Source organism: Paenibacillus sp. QJM3NY_38, from assembly GCF_056173265.1.
Genome location: NZ_CM149665.1, coordinates 5,839,325 through 5,856,574, shown reverse-complemented (window position 1 = coordinate 5,856,574; position 17,250 = coordinate 5,839,325). Strand labels below are relative to the sequence as shown.

Annotated in this window: 16 protein-coding genes and 1 riboswitch; of the genes, 15 read left to right on the top strand and 1 reads right to left on the bottom strand. The window is 51.2% G+C overall.

Features of this window, described 5'->3' with window-relative positions; all coding sequences use genetic code 11:
- Positions 1-328 precede the first annotated feature (328 nt).
- From AC0VZ8_RS27005 to AC0VZ8_RS26965, 9 genes are all read left to right on the top strand, one after another.
- A complete protein-coding gene (locus AC0VZ8_RS27005; protein ID WP_071222697.1) occupies positions 329-889 on the top strand; it encodes a cob(I)yrinic acid a,c-diamide adenosyltransferase in 561 nt (186 codons plus the stop codon).
- A gap of 3 nt (positions 890-892) precedes the next feature.
- On the top strand, positions 893-1,900 hold the full coding sequence (locus AC0VZ8_RS27000) for an RluA family pseudouridine synthase (RefSeq protein ID WP_475485024.1): 1,008 nt from the start codon (positions 893-895) through the stop codon (positions 1,898-1,900).
- Positions 1,901-1,937: 37 nt separating this feature from the next.
- Positions 1,938-2,300 (top strand): arsenate reductase family protein, encoded by a 363-nt coding sequence (locus AC0VZ8_RS26995; RefSeq protein ID WP_475485023.1) that lies wholly within the window; start codon positions 1,938-1,940, stop codon positions 2,298-2,300.
- Positions 2,288-2,470 (top strand): hypothetical protein, encoded by a 183-nt coding sequence (locus AC0VZ8_RS26990; protein ID WP_475485022.1) that lies wholly within the window; start codon positions 2,288-2,290, stop codon positions 2,468-2,470. The genes AC0VZ8_RS26995 and AC0VZ8_RS26990 overlap by 13 nt, the downstream gene beginning before the upstream one ends.
- Positions 2,471-2,675: 205 nt before the next feature.
- Positions 2,676-3,572, top strand: coding sequence for a 5'-3' exonuclease (locus tag AC0VZ8_RS26985; protein WP_201259430.1), 897 nt, complete (start codon positions 2,676-2,678; stop codon positions 3,570-3,572).
- Positions 3,573-3,610: 38 nt separating this feature from the next.
- On the top strand, positions 3,611-4,417 hold the full coding sequence (modA, locus tag AC0VZ8_RS26980; protein ID WP_475485021.1) for a molybdate ABC transporter substrate-binding protein: 807 nt from the start codon (positions 3,611-3,613) through the stop codon (positions 4,415-4,417).
- Positions 4,414-5,097: a molybdate ABC transporter permease subunit gene (modB, locus tag AC0VZ8_RS26975; protein WP_260068152.1), complete on the top strand. Its 684-nt coding sequence runs from the start codon at positions 4,414-4,416 to the stop codon at positions 5,095-5,097. The genes modA and modB overlap by 4 nt, the downstream gene beginning before the upstream one ends.
- 94 nt (positions 5,098-5,191) lie before the next feature.
- Positions 5,192-6,088, top strand: coding sequence for an ROK family protein (locus tag AC0VZ8_RS26970; RefSeq protein WP_475485020.1), 897 nt, complete (start codon positions 5,192-5,194; stop codon positions 6,086-6,088).
- 184 nt (positions 6,089-6,272) lie between these two features.
- Complete coding sequence (locus AC0VZ8_RS26965) at positions 6,273-7,298, top strand: HRDC domain-containing protein (RefSeq protein ID WP_475485019.1); 1,026 nt, start codon at positions 6,273-6,275, stop codon at positions 7,296-7,298.
- 68 nt (positions 7,299-7,366) lie between these two features.
- Here AC0VZ8_RS26965 and corA read toward each other — a convergent pair whose 3' ends face one another.
- Positions 7,367-8,302: a magnesium/cobalt transporter CorA gene (gene corA / locus AC0VZ8_RS26960; protein ID WP_071222708.1), complete on the bottom strand. Its 936-nt coding sequence runs from the start codon at positions 8,300-8,302 to the stop codon at positions 7,367-7,369.
- 440 nt (positions 8,303-8,742) lie between these two features.
- A riboswitch (SAM riboswitch) is annotated at positions 8,743-8,872 on the top strand.
- A 134-nt stretch (positions 8,873-9,006) separates the two neighbouring features.
- On the opposite strand from corA, the gene metA reads away from it, so the two are divergent.
- The 6 genes from metA to thrS all read left to right on the top strand — a co-directional run bounded on the left by metA (position 9,007) and on the right by thrS (position 17,169).
- Complete coding sequence (metA, locus tag AC0VZ8_RS26955) at positions 9,007-9,924, top strand: homoserine O-acetyltransferase MetA (protein ID WP_071222710.1); 918 nt, start codon at positions 9,007-9,009, stop codon at positions 9,922-9,924.
- A gap of 24 nt (positions 9,925-9,948) precedes the next feature.
- Positions 9,949-11,133 (top strand): PLP-dependent transferase, encoded by a 1,185-nt coding sequence (locus tag AC0VZ8_RS26950; RefSeq protein WP_475485018.1) that lies wholly within the window; start codon positions 9,949-9,951, stop codon positions 11,131-11,133.
- The gene (locus AC0VZ8_RS26945; RefSeq protein WP_475485017.1) at positions 11,130-12,350 is read left to right on the top strand and encodes an aminotransferase class I/II-fold pyridoxal phosphate-dependent enzyme; all 1,221 of its coding nucleotides are present in this window, start codon (positions 11,130-11,132) and stop codon (positions 12,348-12,350) included. Before AC0VZ8_RS26950 ends, AC0VZ8_RS26945 begins: the two co-directional genes overlap by 4 nt.
- A 167-nt stretch (positions 12,351-12,517) precedes the next feature.
- The gene (gene mqnC / locus AC0VZ8_RS26940; RefSeq protein WP_015737124.1) at positions 12,518-13,651 is read left to right on the top strand and encodes a cyclic dehypoxanthinyl futalosine synthase; all 1,134 of its coding nucleotides are present in this window, start codon (positions 12,518-12,520) and stop codon (positions 13,649-13,651) included.
- 210 nt (positions 13,652-13,861) lie between these two features.
- Positions 13,862-14,767: a putative sporulation protein YtxC gene (locus AC0VZ8_RS26935; protein WP_475485016.1), complete on the top strand. Its 906-nt coding sequence runs from the start codon at positions 13,862-13,864 to the stop codon at positions 14,765-14,767.
- A gap of 464 nt (positions 14,768-15,231) precedes the next feature.
- Positions 15,232-17,169 (top strand): threonine--tRNA ligase, encoded by a 1,938-nt coding sequence (gene thrS / locus AC0VZ8_RS26930; RefSeq protein WP_194544311.1) that lies wholly within the window; start codon positions 15,232-15,234, stop codon positions 17,167-17,169.
- The last annotated feature ends 81 nt before the right edge of the window (positions 17,170-17,250 follow it).

Below are 17,250 nucleotides of genomic sequence, written 5' to 3'. Positions count from 1 at the left end.
ATTACAAGGCTGTTCCTGGGGCTAGATGCCTTACGGATCAGCCTTGTTTGCGTCTAAAGATTCCCTCTGATGAAAAAAAATGTCCCGGAATCATGATGGGCCTGGGCTTATTCCGCCGCAGAGGGACCCTGATCCGAAATTATGCTATAGTGGAGCATAATAAGAAAAACGTCTATCGACGTACTTTCTCAGAAGACAGACCGCGGTTAAAGGAAGTTTTTCTTGCGATTATAGAATTGCTCAGCTTCGCTGAAACTATAAATTCTATAATCTTAAAATATATGGTGTTCATGAATAAGGATCGGACGATGAAATGGAGGATAATGTGATGAAGGTATATACAAGAACGGGAGATGCAGGGGAAACTTCAATTATTGGCGGTCGTGTGCCCAAGGATGACCCGCGCATAGAAGCGTATGGCACAATTGACGAATTGAACAGCTTTGTCGGTCAGGCCGTGTTTTTGGCCAAGGAAGCCGACTTTGAGGAACTGCATCTTCAGCTCGTTCGAATCCAGCATGAACTGTTCGATTGCGGCTCGGATCTGGCCTATGCGAGACCTCGAGAGGATAAACTCAAGGTAAGCGCCGAGCTTGTGGACAATCTGGAGGTATGGCTGGATGCTTTCGAGGAGAAGAACCCTCCGCTTGAGCGTTTCATCTTGCCAGGCGGAAGCGCGTTGTCTTCGCTGCTTCATGTATGTCGGACCGTATGCCGTCGCGCCGAGAGGTTGACCGTTTCGCTGCAGCGAACCACGGAAATCAATCCGGAGGTCCGCCGCTATTTGAACCGTTTGTCCGACTATTTCTTCGTGACTGCACGGGCAGCCAATGTGCACGCCGGGATTCCGGATGTCGAATATGAGCGAAGCGGAAAGGTGTTTCGGTAATTCATGAGTTTGTATTATCCGCCTATCAGTTATGTCGTGTCCCCACAGGAAGACGGCATGCAACTTAAGACCATTTTGCAAAAACGGATGGGGGTATCCCGTAAGTTGCTGTCGCGCCTCAAGTTGACTGAGCAGGGCATCATGCTGAACGGGGCCCGTGTATACATTAGCGTTAACGTGCATGCCGGAGATCTGATCGAAATCCGGATGGAGCAGGAACGATCGGACGATATGCTGCCCCAGCCGATGAACCTTCATATTCTGTACGAGGATGAACATCTGCTTGTCCTGAACAAGCCGGCGGGGATCATTGTCCATCCGACGCACGGGCATTATACGGACACGCTGGCGAACGGCGTCGTTCACTATTGGCAGGAGAAGGGCTGGAAATACCGGTTCAGAGCGGTTCACAGGCTGGACCAGGAGACTTCCGGCGTGTTGGTGATTGCGAAGAATGCATATATTCACCAGCATGTTTCCGAACAAATGATAGCCGGCACGGTTGACAAGAGGTATGTAGCATTTGTTCATGGCAAGCCTGCTTTGCCCTCGGGCGATATTGACGGTCCGATTGATCGGGACCCGTTAGAGCCCCACCGCCGCATCGTAACTCCCGAAGGATATCCTTCGCTAACGCGGTATAAGGTATCCGAAACCTACCCTTACGCATCCTTGGTGGAATTAAAGCTGGAAACGGGCCGTACCCATCAAATTCGGGTGCATATGCTTAGCATCGGTTGTCCATTGATTGGAGATCAGATGTACAGGTATCCGGTTTACAGCGATCGGGAGTTACGATCAGACGGGGCGGATTCGGACTTTGCTGCCGGTCCAGCAGGCCTGGAAGCCGCAACGATCATGAGGCTGGACCACTTTATGGGCCGGCAGGCGCTGCATGCAGCGAGCCTGACGCTAATTCACCCGATTGAGGGGAGCACGATGACATTCACAGCCCCGCTTCCTGAGGATATGAACGCACTGAGAAACATGCTCGCGGATGAGGCGACTTAAGTAGGTTCAAAACAACACAAGAAGGAGAACGTATCGAATGAGCAAACTGAAAGTATATCAATATCCGAAATGCGGGACATGCCGCAACGCGGTCAAATGGCTGCAGAACGAAGGACATGAGCTGGAACTTCAAAATATTTTTGAACAACCGCCACAGAAGGAAGAACTAGCCGACCTTATCGACAAGAGCGGTCTGGAGCTTAAGAAATTTTTCAATACGAGCGGCGAGGTCTACAAGGAAATGAATCTGAAGGACAAGCTGCCTGGGCTCTCCGATGAAGAGAAAATTGAACTGTTGTCGTCCAACGGGAGATTAATTAAGCGTCCGATCGTGACGGACGGCAGTAAAGTGACCGTCGGCTTTAAAGCGGAACAATATCAGGAGTCATGGCAGAAGTAGAATGGATTTTTCGCGGAAGCGACGACAGGCTCAATAGAGGCTGGTTACAAGAGCTGATGCACCCCGATGTTGAAGAAGATGATCCGGCATGTACACATTCTCCTGCTGAAGAAGGTAGAGCATCCCAAGGTCTTTCGACCGCCGGGATGCTCTTTTGTTTAAAGAGATAAGAAAGTATAAACATCCGAGGCTTAGCATCCTCGTAAGAAAAGCTTCCGCTAAATGCGGTCGATAGAATAAACGTTTTCTTATGGACAGCCAAAGATAGGAAATTCAAAGAAATACCTTATGACAAGCCCAAGTCTATATAGGGATATGGTATAATGACAAGGTATATTTAAGGTAATATCAGAGAAGTTAAAGTTAGGAGCGATCATGACTGTGATACCCAATCAACAACCATCCTTAATGCTTGTAGACGGGATGGCTTTATTATTTCGTGCTTATTATGCAACCGCGTCAAGCGGCTATATCCGTCGAACCAAAGCGGGAGTGCCGACCAACGCGATTTACGGCTTCCTGCGGTATATGTGGGATGCTATCGATAAATTTCAGCCTACCCATGTGGCGTGCTGCTGGGATATGGGATCAAAAACATTTCGAACAGAGCAGTTCGCGTCGTATAAAGGCAATCGTCCGGAAGCCCCGGATGATCTGGTTCCGCAGTTTTCGTTGGTGCGCGATGTGACGGAATGTCTGGGAATTCCGAACCTGGGCGTCGTGGGCTATGAGGCCGATGATTGCATCGGCACGCTGGCCAGACGGTACGGGGACAGCATGAATGTAAAGATTCTGTCGGGGGACCACGATCTGCTTCAGCTCGTAAACGATTCGACTTCCGTCATTATTATGAAAAAGGGACACGGCAATTATATGCACTATACCCCGGAAACGTTGTACGCGGAAAAAGGACTTTCTCCAAGACAGGTTATCGATGTGAAAGGCCTGATGGGAGATACGAGCGATAATTATCCGGGCGTTCGCGGGATTGGCGAGAAAACGGCAGTCAAGTTGATTCAGGAGTATGAATCGGTGGAAGGCATTCTTGCGAATCTTGATTCACTGACCAAAGGGGTCCGCACCAAGATCGAGGCGGATCTGGAAATGCTGCATCTGTCCCGGGCTTTGGCCGAAATCCATTGCGAGGTTCCCATGGAGTGCGAATTGGATCTGTGCCGCTTAAGCGTGGATCACGAACGTGCATTAACCAAACTGGAGGAGCTTGAGATGAAGAGCCTCGGTCATCTTTTTGGGGTGGCGGTGGTTTCCTAGTCATGCGGAGACGGTTTAATTTCGGAAGAAAATCAATCTTGACCGGATTACTGCTCGGGGCATTGCTGCTTCTTGTATCGGCATGCGCCTCCGACCAGACTCCTTCAACCGATACCTCTAAACAGCCCTCGGGGGCCGAGAAGAAGGTGGAAGTTATGGTTTCGGCAGCAGCAAGCCTCAAATCCAGTCTGGAAGAGACCGGACGACGATTTGAAGCGGAGTTTCCGAATGTTACGCTGCGTTATAATTTCGGCGGTTCGGGCTCTCTTGGACAACAGCTTGAGCAAGGGGCCCCCGTAGACTTGTTTATATCCGCGGCAACGGAGCCGATGGATCGATTGGTCGAGAAGGGGATCGTGCAATCCGATGCGGTTCAGTTGATGTTTCGAAATGCATTGGTGCTGATTGAGCCTGTCGGCAAACAGAACGTAAAGCAATTACGGGATCTATTAAAACCCGAGATGCGCGTTCTGGCTATCGGGCAGCCGGATACGGTACCGGCCGGAGAATATGCCAAGGAGGCTCTTCAGAATGAAGGCCTTTGGGATGATGTGGAATCCAAGGCGGTGTATGCCAAGGACGTGACGCAGGTTCTGGCTTATGTAGAGTCGGGGAATGCGGACGCCGGTTTTGTGTACAAAACCGATCTGAAGAGTTCCACCAAGGCAATGCTTGCGCTTGAGGTCGATCCGGACAAGCACCAACCAATCGAATATCCTGCAGCGGTTCCCGGTAATGCCAAGCATCCGCAGGAGGCTGAGGCGCTTCTTGAATTTATGCGGAAGCCCGAGATCAGGGATATCTTCGCGGAGGCTGGATTTGAGGTAGCGGAGGCGTCGCCGTGACCACGACCGAAATGTTCTGGATGCCGGTATGGTTGTCGATAAAAACATCACTGCTGTCCAGCATCATAGCATTTATACTGGGATCAGCAGCAGCGCGCTGGATGTCCCGGCGCTCGTTTGTCGGCAAGACGGCGGTAGAAACGCTGCTGATGCTTCCGCTCGTGCTTCCGCCTACGGTGGTTGGCTTTCTTCTGCTTGTCATGCTGGGCAGAAACAGCTGGATAGGTTCAGCTGCTGAATGGCTGTTTGCCAGACCCATCATTTTTAGTTGGGGAGCCGCGGTCATAGCGGCTATTGTGGTCTCGTTTCCGCTTGTGTATCAGAGCATGCGGGTGGGCTTTGAGTCCGTGGACCCGGAGCTTGAGGATTCGGCGCGATCGGCTGGCGCCGGTGAATGGCAGGTCCTTCGCTGGATTACGCTGCCGCTTGTTCGCAGGGCGGGAATTTCGGCGTTCATACTGGCCTTTGCCAGAGGTTTAGGGGAATTTGGGGCAACCTGGATGGTTGCAGGCAATATACCGGGCGTTACGCAAACGCTGCCCACGGCGATTTACGTTGCGGTAAGCAATGGCGAAAGCGGGCTGGCGTGGGCGTGGACGGCGGTCATTATTTTGTTCTCATGGCTGTTACTGGCCGCGTCAGGAACGGGCAGAAGCAGAGAAAGAGGCGGGCAGACTTGACGGGAGCACAATGTTTACATATGCTTCGAATAGAGCTTGTTAGCAACTATATAGAGAACAAGGCACAGCACATCGTGGAGAGGATGGAAGAAGCATGAGTTTACTTGGAGCAATTGAAGCAGGAGGAACCAAGTTCGTTTGCGGCGTGGGTAAGGAGGATGGTACGGTTGTGGAGCGAGTGAGCTTCCCGACAACAACCCCTGAAGAAACCATGGCAAATGTCTTTAACTTTTTTGCTGATAAGGATATAGAGTCGATCGGAGTCGGTTCTTTCGGGCCGATTGATCCGGTGAAGGGCAGCCCGACTTATGGCTGCATTACAACGACACCGAAGCCGCATTGGAGCAATTACAATATTGTCAAAGCTTTGGAAGAGCGTTTTAATGTTCCGATTGGGTTTGATACCGATGTAAACGGAGCAGCTCTTGGAGAATATACATGGGGCGCTGCCCAGGGACTGGATAGCTGTCTGTATATCACCATCGGAACGGGAGTAGGAGCAGGCGCCGTGGTAGCTGGTGAATTGATCCACGGATTGTCTCATCCGGAGATGGGGCATATTTATGTGCGCCGCCATCCGGAAGACCAATATGAAGGGACCTGTCCTTATCATGCAGACTGTCTGGAGGGGCTTGCAGCCGGACCGTCTCTTGGCAAACGTTGGGGAGTTCCCGGTGTGGAATTGACGCCGGATCATCCGGCTTGGGAGATGGAGGCTTATTATCTGGCACAAGCGCTGATGAATTATGTCCTCATTCTGTCCCCTCAGCGAATCGTGATGGGCGGAGGCGTTATGAAGCAGGAGCAGCTGTTCCCGCTGATCCGCACGAAGCTTCAGGAGCTGCTTGCCGGATATGTACAGCATCCAAGCCTTCATGACGGGATTGATCAATTCATCGTTCCGCCGATGCTCGGCGATAATGCGGGTCTCTGCGGTGCATTGGCGTTGGCCAAGCTGGCAGTAAATGAGGCCAAGAGCGTTCAAGCTTAACTTCTATTCTTATATAGAGTGAGCAAAAATGGGTTTCATTCTATTACAGATTATGGTATTATGAATTCAACAGTATAACGTATGGAACGGGAAGCACCTTTCTTTGTCGCTGCGGCGGAGGAGAGGTGCTTTTTTGCGTTGTTCCATCGTTGTGCTGAATGCGTAAACGGGAGGTATTCGAGGGATGCAAATTGTATTCATGAATCAGATGAGCGGAGCGGATGAGTCAGGTCACCTCCGTTCTGCTCAAGTCTGGATCGGTGAGGAAGAGGGAGGATGGCGGCTCGGTTGGCGGAACATGGAACCGGACGGCGAAGTATCCGATGATGAGTGGTATGAAGGAAGTTCGTGGAATGAGTTATTATGCGTGTACCGACATCAATTAGCGAAGAAGCTTGGAGAGGGGTTCCGGCCGCTTGTGGAGGGGGTCTTCCATGAACCGGGAGAGACTGGAGGAAAGAATCTTGGTGTGCAGAAGCTGCAGTGCTACAGTGAGCTGTATGGCTCGGAGGAGCTGTACACGGAGCTGTGTGCCTGGCGCAGAAGAAAGGCGGCCTCCGGAAGAAAAGCACCTTATTTCATTGCCAGCAATCGGGTGCTGCGCATGATTAGCGCCTTCATCCCCCAGAATGAGGAAGAGCTGCTGCAGCTTCCGGGAATCGGGATCAGCAAGTCTTCAGAGCATGGGGCGGAGTGGCTGGAGATCACGACGAAAATCGAGCGAACCACAACCTTTCCACTGGATTGGGTTGATAAGCAGCTGCAGGAAGAGGTGTTCTTGTCCTGGCTGTATAAGCAGAAGGAGCAGCGATACAAGCAAGAGCTGGACCGCTTCCGAATTCGCCGTACGATGCTGCTTGGCATAGCCGAGGGAGCTTCGCTGACCGAGCTGGAAGAACGCACTTCGTTAACTCGTCGAGATTTGGTTGAGGAATTGGAAGGTCTTGAGAAGGAAGGTTATGATACGGAGCAGCTGCTGGAGGTTGAGCTGAATACGATGACGGCTACAGAGCAGGCGACGGTATGGAAGGCTTTTGAGGAGCTGGGCGATACATTTCTTAAACCCGTATTACAACGGGTATATGGAGAAGGACAAGCCCACAATGGAGAGGTAGAAGAGATTGGCGGAACGGAGAAGCTGTATGAGCGGCTGCGCCTGATACGGATTCGCTTCCGGCGAGAAGAACCTGGTAAAGCGAACGCAGGCTAAACCGCACGAACGAAATCAGGACGGATTCCTTAGTGGTAAGGAGTTCCGTCCTGATTCTGTCGGTATTTTTATATCCAGTCTTTCTTACGGAACAGATAAAACATGAGAGCACCGGCAGAAATCATGACGCCTATAACTACATAATAAGAATATTCCCAGTGAAGCTCAGGCATATTGTCAAAGTTCATGCCGTAAATGCCCGTAATCAGCGTCAGTGGAATGAAGATCGTTGTAATGGCGGTAAACACGCGCATGATTTCATTGGCCCGATTAGCGATACTGGATTGGTAAGCCTCTCGAAGGTTCCCCATGAGATCCCGGTAGGTCTCGAAGGTTTCGGAAATTTTCACGGCATTTTCATAGATATCGCTGAAATATTTTTGCAGCTGGTCATCGATCAGCCGGAGATCTTTTTTGTTCAGCGTATTGATAACTTCCTTCTGCGGTCCAAGCACCTTTTTCAACCAAAGAATCTCGCTTCGCAGACCGATGATCTCGCTGAGGTGGGATTTTTTGGTATGCATCAGAATGTCTTCCTCCAGCTTTTCAATCCGCGCCTCGATGCGGTCCCCGACGGAGAAATAGTTGTCCGTCACAAGGTCGATCAAGAGATAGAGGAAGCGGTCAGGCGTGCTGACTTCATCCTCCCAGAGAAGCGGTTTAACGGTGCGAAGCTCGTGGATCTTTTGCTTGGTCACCGTAATAATAAAATGTCTGCCCAGGAAAACATTCAATGCCCGAAGGAAAATCTCTTCGTCGTCAAACCGGATGCTGTTCACGACGATAAAATAGTGGTTCTCGTATATTTCAATTTTGGGACGCTGCTCCTCTTCGCTGAGGCAATCCTCAACCGCAAGATCATGCAGGGAGAAGAGGGGCTGCAGTTCGGCTAAATCATCCACGTCCGCATCCAGCCAGTAGAAGCCGCTGGCCGGAGGTGTCAGCGTCATTTCGATGTCATCAATAGGGGTAAATACGCCCGAATCGACCAACCGGATTTTCATCTGATATCACTCCTTTGTCAAATACAAGCTGCTTGGTTAAGCAGTAAAGGCACAGGATATCAGCCCACCGGTATACGGGCATAATCAAGGAAGGTTAGAATACGATAAAAAGCGCATGAAAAATAACGCCGCCCTCTGCCGGTAAGCTGATCTTAATCCTATGCGGTTGTGCGTCTTGTGCATCCAGTTTCTGGCTCGGGTCACCGTCCATCTTCCATGTCACCTCTTTCATACTCGGTTTTAAACAGCACTTGTCTAGTATAACGCCGGGTGTAGGACCTTTCAAGTTGAAATCCGGTGCAGCCAAGGGCCATGGTACAGGGTATGGAAACCTTCGGTGAAGTGTGACGGACTTTATGAAAAGGTTCTTGACGAAAAATTGGGAATGATTTAAAGTAAGTATCAATTACGAACAATTTAAGACAACTGAATAAAGCGAAATCTTATCAAGAGCAGGTGGAGGGACTAGCCCTATGAAACCCGGCAACCGGCGGCAACATCGCACGGTGCTAATTCTTGCAGGAGATACGACGCTTCTTTGAAGCCGTTGTATAGTCTGACAGATGAGAGAGGCGCATTGTGATACGTATATGATGACCTTTCTCTACTTTGAGAAAGGTCTTCTTGCGTTTATACAGTCTAACGCTCTTTCTCACAGCTTTTTTATGGATGTATCATTTCATATTTCGAAGGAGTGAGCCACGATGCCGATTAAAATTCCGGATGCCTTGCCGGCAAAGGAAGTTCTGGCTGGAGAAAACATTTTTGTCATGGATGAGAGTCACGCATTTCATCAGGATATCCGCCCATTGCGGATCGCTATTCTGAACCTGATGCCAACCAAGGAAACGACGGAGACCCAGCTGCTGCGATTGATCGGTAACTCCCCGCTCCAGGTGGATGTTGTCCTTCTTCACCCGAGTTCGCACGTTTCGAAGAATACGTCGGCTGAGCATCTGAAATCATTTTACAAAACCTTTGAAGAAGTGAAGAACCGTCGTTTTGACGGCATGATCATTACAGGAGCTCCGGTCGAGCAGTTGGAGTTTGAAGAAGTGAATTACTGGGATGAGCTTACTGAAATTTTTGAATGGACCAAGACGCATGTGACCTCCACGCTCCATATCTGCTGGGCATCGCAAGCCGGACTTTATTATCATTACGGCGTGCCGAAATACAGCCTTGAGGAAAAATGCTTCGGCGTATTTCCACATACGATCAATGAAACATGTACCAAGCTGCTCCGCGGATTTGACGAAATGTTCTTTGTTCCGCATTCCCGTCATACGGAAGTTCGGCGCGAAGACATTACAGGCATTGACGATTTGGTCATCCTGTCCGAGTCCGAGGAAGCAGGCATTTATTTGGTATCAAGCCGGGATGGAAAGCAGATTTTTGCCACAGGGCATTCCGAGTATGATGCGGACTCTCTGAAGTGGGAGTATGACCGGGACGTTGCCAAGGGCATGGACATCGAACTGCCGCGCAACTATTACCCGAATAATGATCCCACAAGGACGCCTCCGTCCATATGGCGGGCGCATGCAAACTTATTATTTACTAATTGGCTCAATTACTATGTATATCAGGAAACGCCATACGATATTGGTCCGCAAATATAGCCGTATACGGGAGGAGAGTTTGTGATGGAGAAGAAACCTTTGAATATAGAGAGCCGGCTGGCACAGATCGGCTCGGTGCAAGAACCGGTAACCGGAGCCGTGAATTTTCCGATTTATCAGGCTACCGCATACCGCCATCCCAAATTAGGCCAGAGCACGGGGTTTGACTACGCCCGTACGAAAAATCCGACCCGGTCGGTACTGGAGGACGCCTGCGCCGAGCTGGAATCCGGCGATGCCGGCTTTGCTTGCAGCTCGGGCATGGCTGCCCTTCAGACGATTTTTGCTTTGTTCGGTCAAGGGGACCATCTGATTGTATCGCTGGATCTGTATGGTGGCACGTATAGGCTGCTGGAGCGGATTATGTCCAAGTTCGGCGTTACGGCTACGTACGTGGATACGAATGACCTGGATGCGCTGGAAGGGGCAAGAAGGCCCAACACGAAGGCTGTATTTATCGAAACGCCGACCAATCCGCTGATGATGATTACGGATATCGAAGCCGTCTGTACATGGGCAAGGCACCATCAACTGATCAGCATTGTGGATAATACGCTGCTTACTCCGTATTTCCAAAGACCCATCGAGCTCGGGGCGGATATCGTTATACATAGCGCCACCAAGTATTTGGGAGGACACAACGATGTGCTGGCGGGGATCATCGTAACGAAGGGCAAGGAACTATCGGAGGAGATGGCTTTCCTTCATAACTCCATCGGCGCGGTTTTAAGCCCGACGGATTCCTATCAGCTGATGAGAGGAATGAAGACGCTTGCGCTGCGCATGGATCGGCACGAGACGAATGCAACCGCAGTGGCAACGTTTTTGACAACTCACCCGGCGATCGGCGAGGTGTATTATCCTGCCCTGCCGGACCATCCGGGACATGACATCCAGAATCGTCAATCCAGCGGCAACACGGGCATCTTCTCCTTCAAGGTGAAGGACGCCCGCTATGTGGAGCCCGTGTTGCGGCACATTAAGCTGATTGCGTTCGCAGAAAGCCTGGGGGGCGTCGAGTCCCTGATGACATACCCTGCCGTCCAGACCCATGCGGACATCCCGCTTGAGATTCGGGAAGCGATCGGCGTGGATGACCGCTTGCTCCGGTTCTCGGTCGGCATCGAGCATGCGGATGACCTGATCGCGGATTTGGATGCTGCACTGAACGCAGCCATGGCTGAATTGGAAGGGAGCACGGGAGAATGAGCATCGATAAAGGTCCATCCGGCTTGGAAACGCAAACCAAGCAGTTATCTGCTAAACGGGGACACGAAGAAGAACTCCGTTTCGAGACGAAACTATTGCATTTCGGCGGGGAAATCGACCGGGCAACCGGTGCCTCAAGCGTTCCGATCTATCAAGCCTCGACGTTTCATCATGAAGACATCTTTAACCCGCCGCAACACGATTACAGCCGTTCCGGCAATCCGACGAGGCAGGCGCTGGAGGATTATATCGCCCTCTTGGAGGGAGGCGTACGCGGTTTTGCTTATGCTTCCGGAATGGCAGCGATCTCCAGCTCGTTCATGCTGCTCAGTTCGGGGGATCACATGATCGTGACGGAGGATGTGTACGGCGGAACCTACCGCCTGCTTACCAGCATTTTAAGCCGTATGGGCATCGAGAGCACCTTCGTGGACATGACCGATCTGGATCAGGTGAAGGCCGCCCTCAAACCGAATACGAAAGCCGTCTATATGGAAACCCCTTCGAACCCGACCCTGAAAATTACCGACATTGGTGCGGTGACGGATTGGGCGAAGGAGCATGGCCTGCTTACCCTGCTGGATAATACGTTCATGACGCCGTTTTACCAGCGTCCGATTGAGTTCGGCGTGGATATCGTCATCCATAGCGCGACCAAATTCCTTGGCGGGCATAGCGATGTGCTGGCAGGTCTCGCGGTAGCTAGAACCCAGGAGCTGGGAGATCAACTGAAGCAGCTGCAAAATGGTTTGGGCACGGTGCTTGGGGTCCAGGATTCCTGGCTCCTTATGCGCGGCATGAAAACGCTCAGCACACGTATGGCACACTCCGAGCAAAGTGCAGCCAAGCTGGCGGCCTGGCTGCAAGGGAGAAGCGACATTGAGCAAGTGTACTACCCTGGCCTCTTGAATCATCCGGGACGTGAGGTCCATGAGAAGCAATCGAGCGGTTATGGCGCGGTCATCTCCTTTGACGTCGGCTCAGGCGAACGCGCCAAGCAGGTGCTGAACCATGTGAAGCTGCCGCTGGTAGCGGTCAGCCTCGGAGCCGTGGAGAGCATCCTGTCGTATCCGGCAATGATGTCGCATGCAGCCATGGGCGAGAAGGTACGGCATGAACGCGGAATTACGGATGGCTTGCTCCGTTTTTCGGTCGGACTCGAGGATGTGGACGATCTGATTGCTGATCTGGATCGGGCTTTTGCTGCCAGTTACTAATGGTTTGCGTGAGAGCAAGGAACGTTATTTAAAGATTTGCCAAATCATAGAATTCGGCATCCTGTCACGGACGGGATGTCGTTTTTAATGCCGGATTGTGGTAGGATGAGATAGAAAAAGTTTTGCTGGTGATTTGTTATTTTGCTCTAAGTAGGGAGGCTGCAAGAATGAGTGCGGTAAACCGTATATTGGATAAAGCTTTACGCGGTGAGCGTTTGAACCTGGAAGATACCGTAACGCTTTTTGAAAGTGATGAGATTGAGAAAATTGGTCATGCGGCGGATGTGATGACAAAGCGTCTGCATCCGGATCCTATCACGACATTTGTTATCGGCCGGAATATCAATTACACAAACATATGTGATGTATTCTGCCGTTTTTGCGCTTTTTATCGCAGACCCGGCTCTTCCGAGGGCTATGTACTGCCCGATGAAACAATCTTCCAGAAGATTCAGGAGACCGAGGATGTGAACGGTACTGAGATTCTGATGCAGGGCGGCGTCAATCCGGATTTGCCTTTCAATTATTATACCGACCTGCTACGCAACATTAAGAAGCGGTTTCCTAACATCACGATGCATTCCTTCTCCCCGGCGGAAATTATGAAAATGGTGGAGATCTCCGGGCTTACGCTCGAAGAGGTGATGCGCGAGCTTCACAGCGCGGGTCTGGACTCATTGCCTGGCGGCGGCGCCGAGATTTTGGATGATCGTATCCGCAAAAAGGTCAGTCGTCTGAAAGGCACATGGCGCCAGTGGATGGATGTCATGCAAACGGCCCATAAAGTCGGCATGAACACGACGGCTACCATGGTGATCGGTCTGGGCGAAACGATGGAAGAGCGTGCGTTACATATGCTTCGCGTACGTGATGCGCAGGATGAATGCATTCAGAACGGATATGATTCCAAAGGCTTCCTGGCCTTCATTCCATTTACGTTCCAGCCGGACAATACGAACCTTAAGCGCGAGCGTGAAACGCCGGAGGCGTACTTGAAGACGGTAGCCATCGGTCGCTTGGCGATCGATAACGTTCCGAATCTGCAGTCGTCCTGGGTAACGATGGGACCTGAAATCGGCAAGCTGTCACTCAGCTACGGCTGTAATGACTTTGGCAGCACGATGATGGAGGAGAACGTGGTTTCTTCCGCAGGAGCCGTCTATAAGGTCAATATTGAATCGATTATTCAATTGATCCGGGAGACCGGCAACATTCCGGCTCAACGCAACACCCGGTATGATATTCTGCGCGTGTTCGAAGATAACAGCACCGTTGAGCGCGACTTCGTCATGCAGAACTAATTCTATACTTCATGAAGATCCGCAAGGCGGGCCGAGCAACTCGGTCCGCCTTTTTAATTTACATCAGAGAGATGTGCGTTGATGGTCATATTTAGGATGTGGCCGTTAATCAGATATTTTCCGGACTTGCTTGTTTTTCCAAGCAGGAGTTCCGTATATCCCCGACCGGGTCCCCATATACTGAAAAGGGAACTCGAAAGGAGTGATTCCATGGAACTGTTCAGCATTTCTGTCGGTACACGGACGGAAGACGAGAAAAAGGCGTTTCACCGTATATTGTCAGACAAGCAGAAAGAGCTACATAAACAATGCAAGCAGCTGAAATTCGCATTCAGCGCTTCGGATGACCGCGTGATTTGGACGTGCTCCGGCAAGCTTCCGTTGTCCTCATGGACCGCATCGGCCGACACGCTGCGCCGGCTCACTGCCGAAGCAGTCACTGCTTATATTATGGAAGAGAAAGAGCAGGAGATTGCTGCACGGTTAATGTTCTCGGAATTCGAGTTTGATGATGAGGAAGAAGCGGGGCGGATTCTGCAGTGGTTTTTGATGCTCCTGCAAAAAGAGGAAGGCCCGTCCGGGGACTTCTGGCAGAGCCGCAGACGCAAGCTGTCGGAAGGCATATATCAATGCCTGAACGAGGCACCTGAGCTTAATCTGGATGGTTTTATGACCTTCCGGCTTCAGTCCTATGAACAGGAGCTCCGCGAGATGGCGGAGTATGCTGTGGATGAATTTATGCTCGATCAGCAGTACGAGGAGTTCGTCAGCCTGCTGAAATATTTTGTTTATTTTCAGGAGCCCAAAATGCCGCTGGTTCATGTCATTCATAAGGGGGAGGAAGAGTTCTTGCTGCTGGATGGCAATCTTCGCCCGATTGAACGCCCTCGGGATGAAGGACTCGTTATGGAAAGGCTGGACCAGGATATGGAGATTGAAGATATGGTGGTCAGTACGCTGATTTCGGTATCTCCGGCCCGCATGATTATCCACACGAGGCAGCCTGAGCTTCCCGTCATCGTGACATTGGCCCACATCTTTGATAACCGCGCCGAAGTATGCTGCAGCTGTCCCGAATGCAGCGCGCTTCTCGGTAGCGGACGAATGATGACTTGACGCATCGAAGCGGTCAGGATTATAATTACTGATAAATTCACGTAAAAGCTCTGACAAAGACATGAATCAATTTTGGATTTGACCGCTCAGAGAGAGGAAACCTCGGCTGCAATTTCCTCCGGTTCACCATTGATTTACCCCTTTGTAGCTGTGTCGTCGAACCCGCACGTCATGATGAATGCGGATGAGTAGGCTTCACCGGTTCATGACCGTTACTCAATGCTGATGAAGGATCTTAATCGTTTATGTACCCGGTACATAAGGTGATGGAGAGATCGAATTAGGGTGGAACCACGGGTATAACACTCGTCCCTTCGCGGGACGGGTGTTTTTTGCATGTTCCGGTATCTTTCGTTGAAGTCCAGGCGGCACCTCAGCGGTCCATGCCTGTCTTCGCGGGGAGACTAACGCGTCCTTCATATATGGAAGAAACGTGAAATTCTTTTTCTTGGGAGGAATACAAGGTGGCTATTAGCATTAAATTGCCTGACGGCTCCGTACGGGAGTATGAGGCGGGCAGCAGTATTGAGGATGTGGCTGCTTCAATCAGCAGCGGACTTAGAAAGAATGCGGTCGCGGGAAAAATGGACGGGATCGTCGTGGATCTTTCGACACCGCTTCAGGACGGAGCTTTGATCGAGATCGTAACGCAGGATACGCCCGAAGGGCTTGAAGTGATGCGTCATAGTACAGCTCATTTGCTGGCTCAAGCGACCAAGCGTTTGTATGGAGCGAAAGAAGTAAAGCTGGGCGTGGGTCCGGTCATTGAGGACGGCTTCTACTATGACATGGATCTGGAAGAGCCTTTGAATCCGGAGGACCTGCAAAAGATCGAGAAGGAAATGGAACGCATTATCGGCGAGAATCTTCCGATTGTCCGCAAGGAAGTAAGCCGTGCGGAAGCGCTGCGCATCTTCGGCGAGCTCGGGGATCCGTACAAGCTGGAACTGATCAATGCCCTGCCTGAGGACAGCGTTATTACGATCTATGAGCAAGGCGAGTTCTTTGATCTCTGTCGTGGACCTCATGTCCCTTCAACCGGCAAGATCAAAGTATTCAAGCTCATGAACGTGGCGGGCGCATACTGGCGCGGCGACAGCAAGAACAAAATGCTTCAGCGCGTTTACGGTACGGCGTTTGTGAAAAAAGCGCAGCTCGATGAGCATCTTCATCTGCTGGAAGAAGCCAAGAAGCGTGATCATCGTAAGCTGGGCAAGGAATTGCAAATGTTTACGTTCTCTCAGCTTGTAGGACAAGGCCTGCCGATCTGGCTGCCAAACGGCGCGAAATTGCGCCGTACCCTGGAGCGTTATATCGTGGACATGGAAGAGCGGCTCGGGTACCAGCACGTGTACACGCCTGTGCTCGGAAACGTGGAGCTGTACAAAACCTCCGGTCACTGGGAGCACTATCAGGAAGATATGTTCCCGAAAATGGAGATGGACAACGAAGAGCTTGTTCTTCGTCCGATGAACTGTCCTCACCATATGATGGTTTATAAGAGCGATATGCACAGCTACCGGGATTTGCCGATCCGTATTGCTGAGCTTGGCATGCAGCACCGCTATGAAATGTCCGGTGCACTGACCGGCTTGCATCGGGTGCGCGCGATGACGTTGAACGACTCGCATATTTTCTGCCGTCCGGATCAGATCAAGGAAGAGTTTGCACGTGTCATTCAGCTGATCATGACGGTCTACAAGGACTTTGGCATCCATGATTACCGCTTCCGTCTTTCTTACCGGGATCCGCAGGATACCGAGAAGTATTTCCAGAATGATGAAATGTGGGAAATGTCCCAGCGCATGCTGCGCGAAGTCGTCGAAAGCCTGGATATGCCGTTCTATGAGGCCGAAGGCGAAGCTGCCTTCTACGGTCCGAAGCTCGACGTTCAGATCCGTACGGCTCTAGGCAAGGAAGAGACGCTGTCAACCGTTCAGCTCGACTTCCTGCTGCCTGAGCGCTTTGAACTGGAATATGTCGGCGACGATGGCCAGAAGCATCGTCCGGTCGTGATCCACCGCGGTATTCTGGGCACCATGGAACGCTTCACTGCGTTCTTGCTTGAGAATTTTGCGGGTGCGCTGCCGCTGTGGCTGTCACCGGTGCAGGTGAAAGTCATTCCGGTCTCCAATGCCTTTGAGGATTATGCCAAGGAAGTGGCCGAGAAGCTTCAATTCGCCGGTATCTCCGTAGAGCCGGATCTTCGCAACGAGAAGCTGGGCTACAAGATTCGGGAAGCGCAGCTCGAGAAGATTCCTTACATGTTCATCGTTGGCGAGAACGAGAAAAATGCGGGCGCGGTTTCCGTTCGCAAACGCGGCGAAGGGGATATTGGTGCCCAGCCGCTCGACGAGATCATCCTCAAGCTTCGTGAAGAAATTAACACCCACGTCGTTTAAGTTTAGCTATAAGGTTAAGTAACGTAGGGACATGCAAACCTCTGCCATCACGTATATTCTTTTTGGGAAGTGGGAACCCTC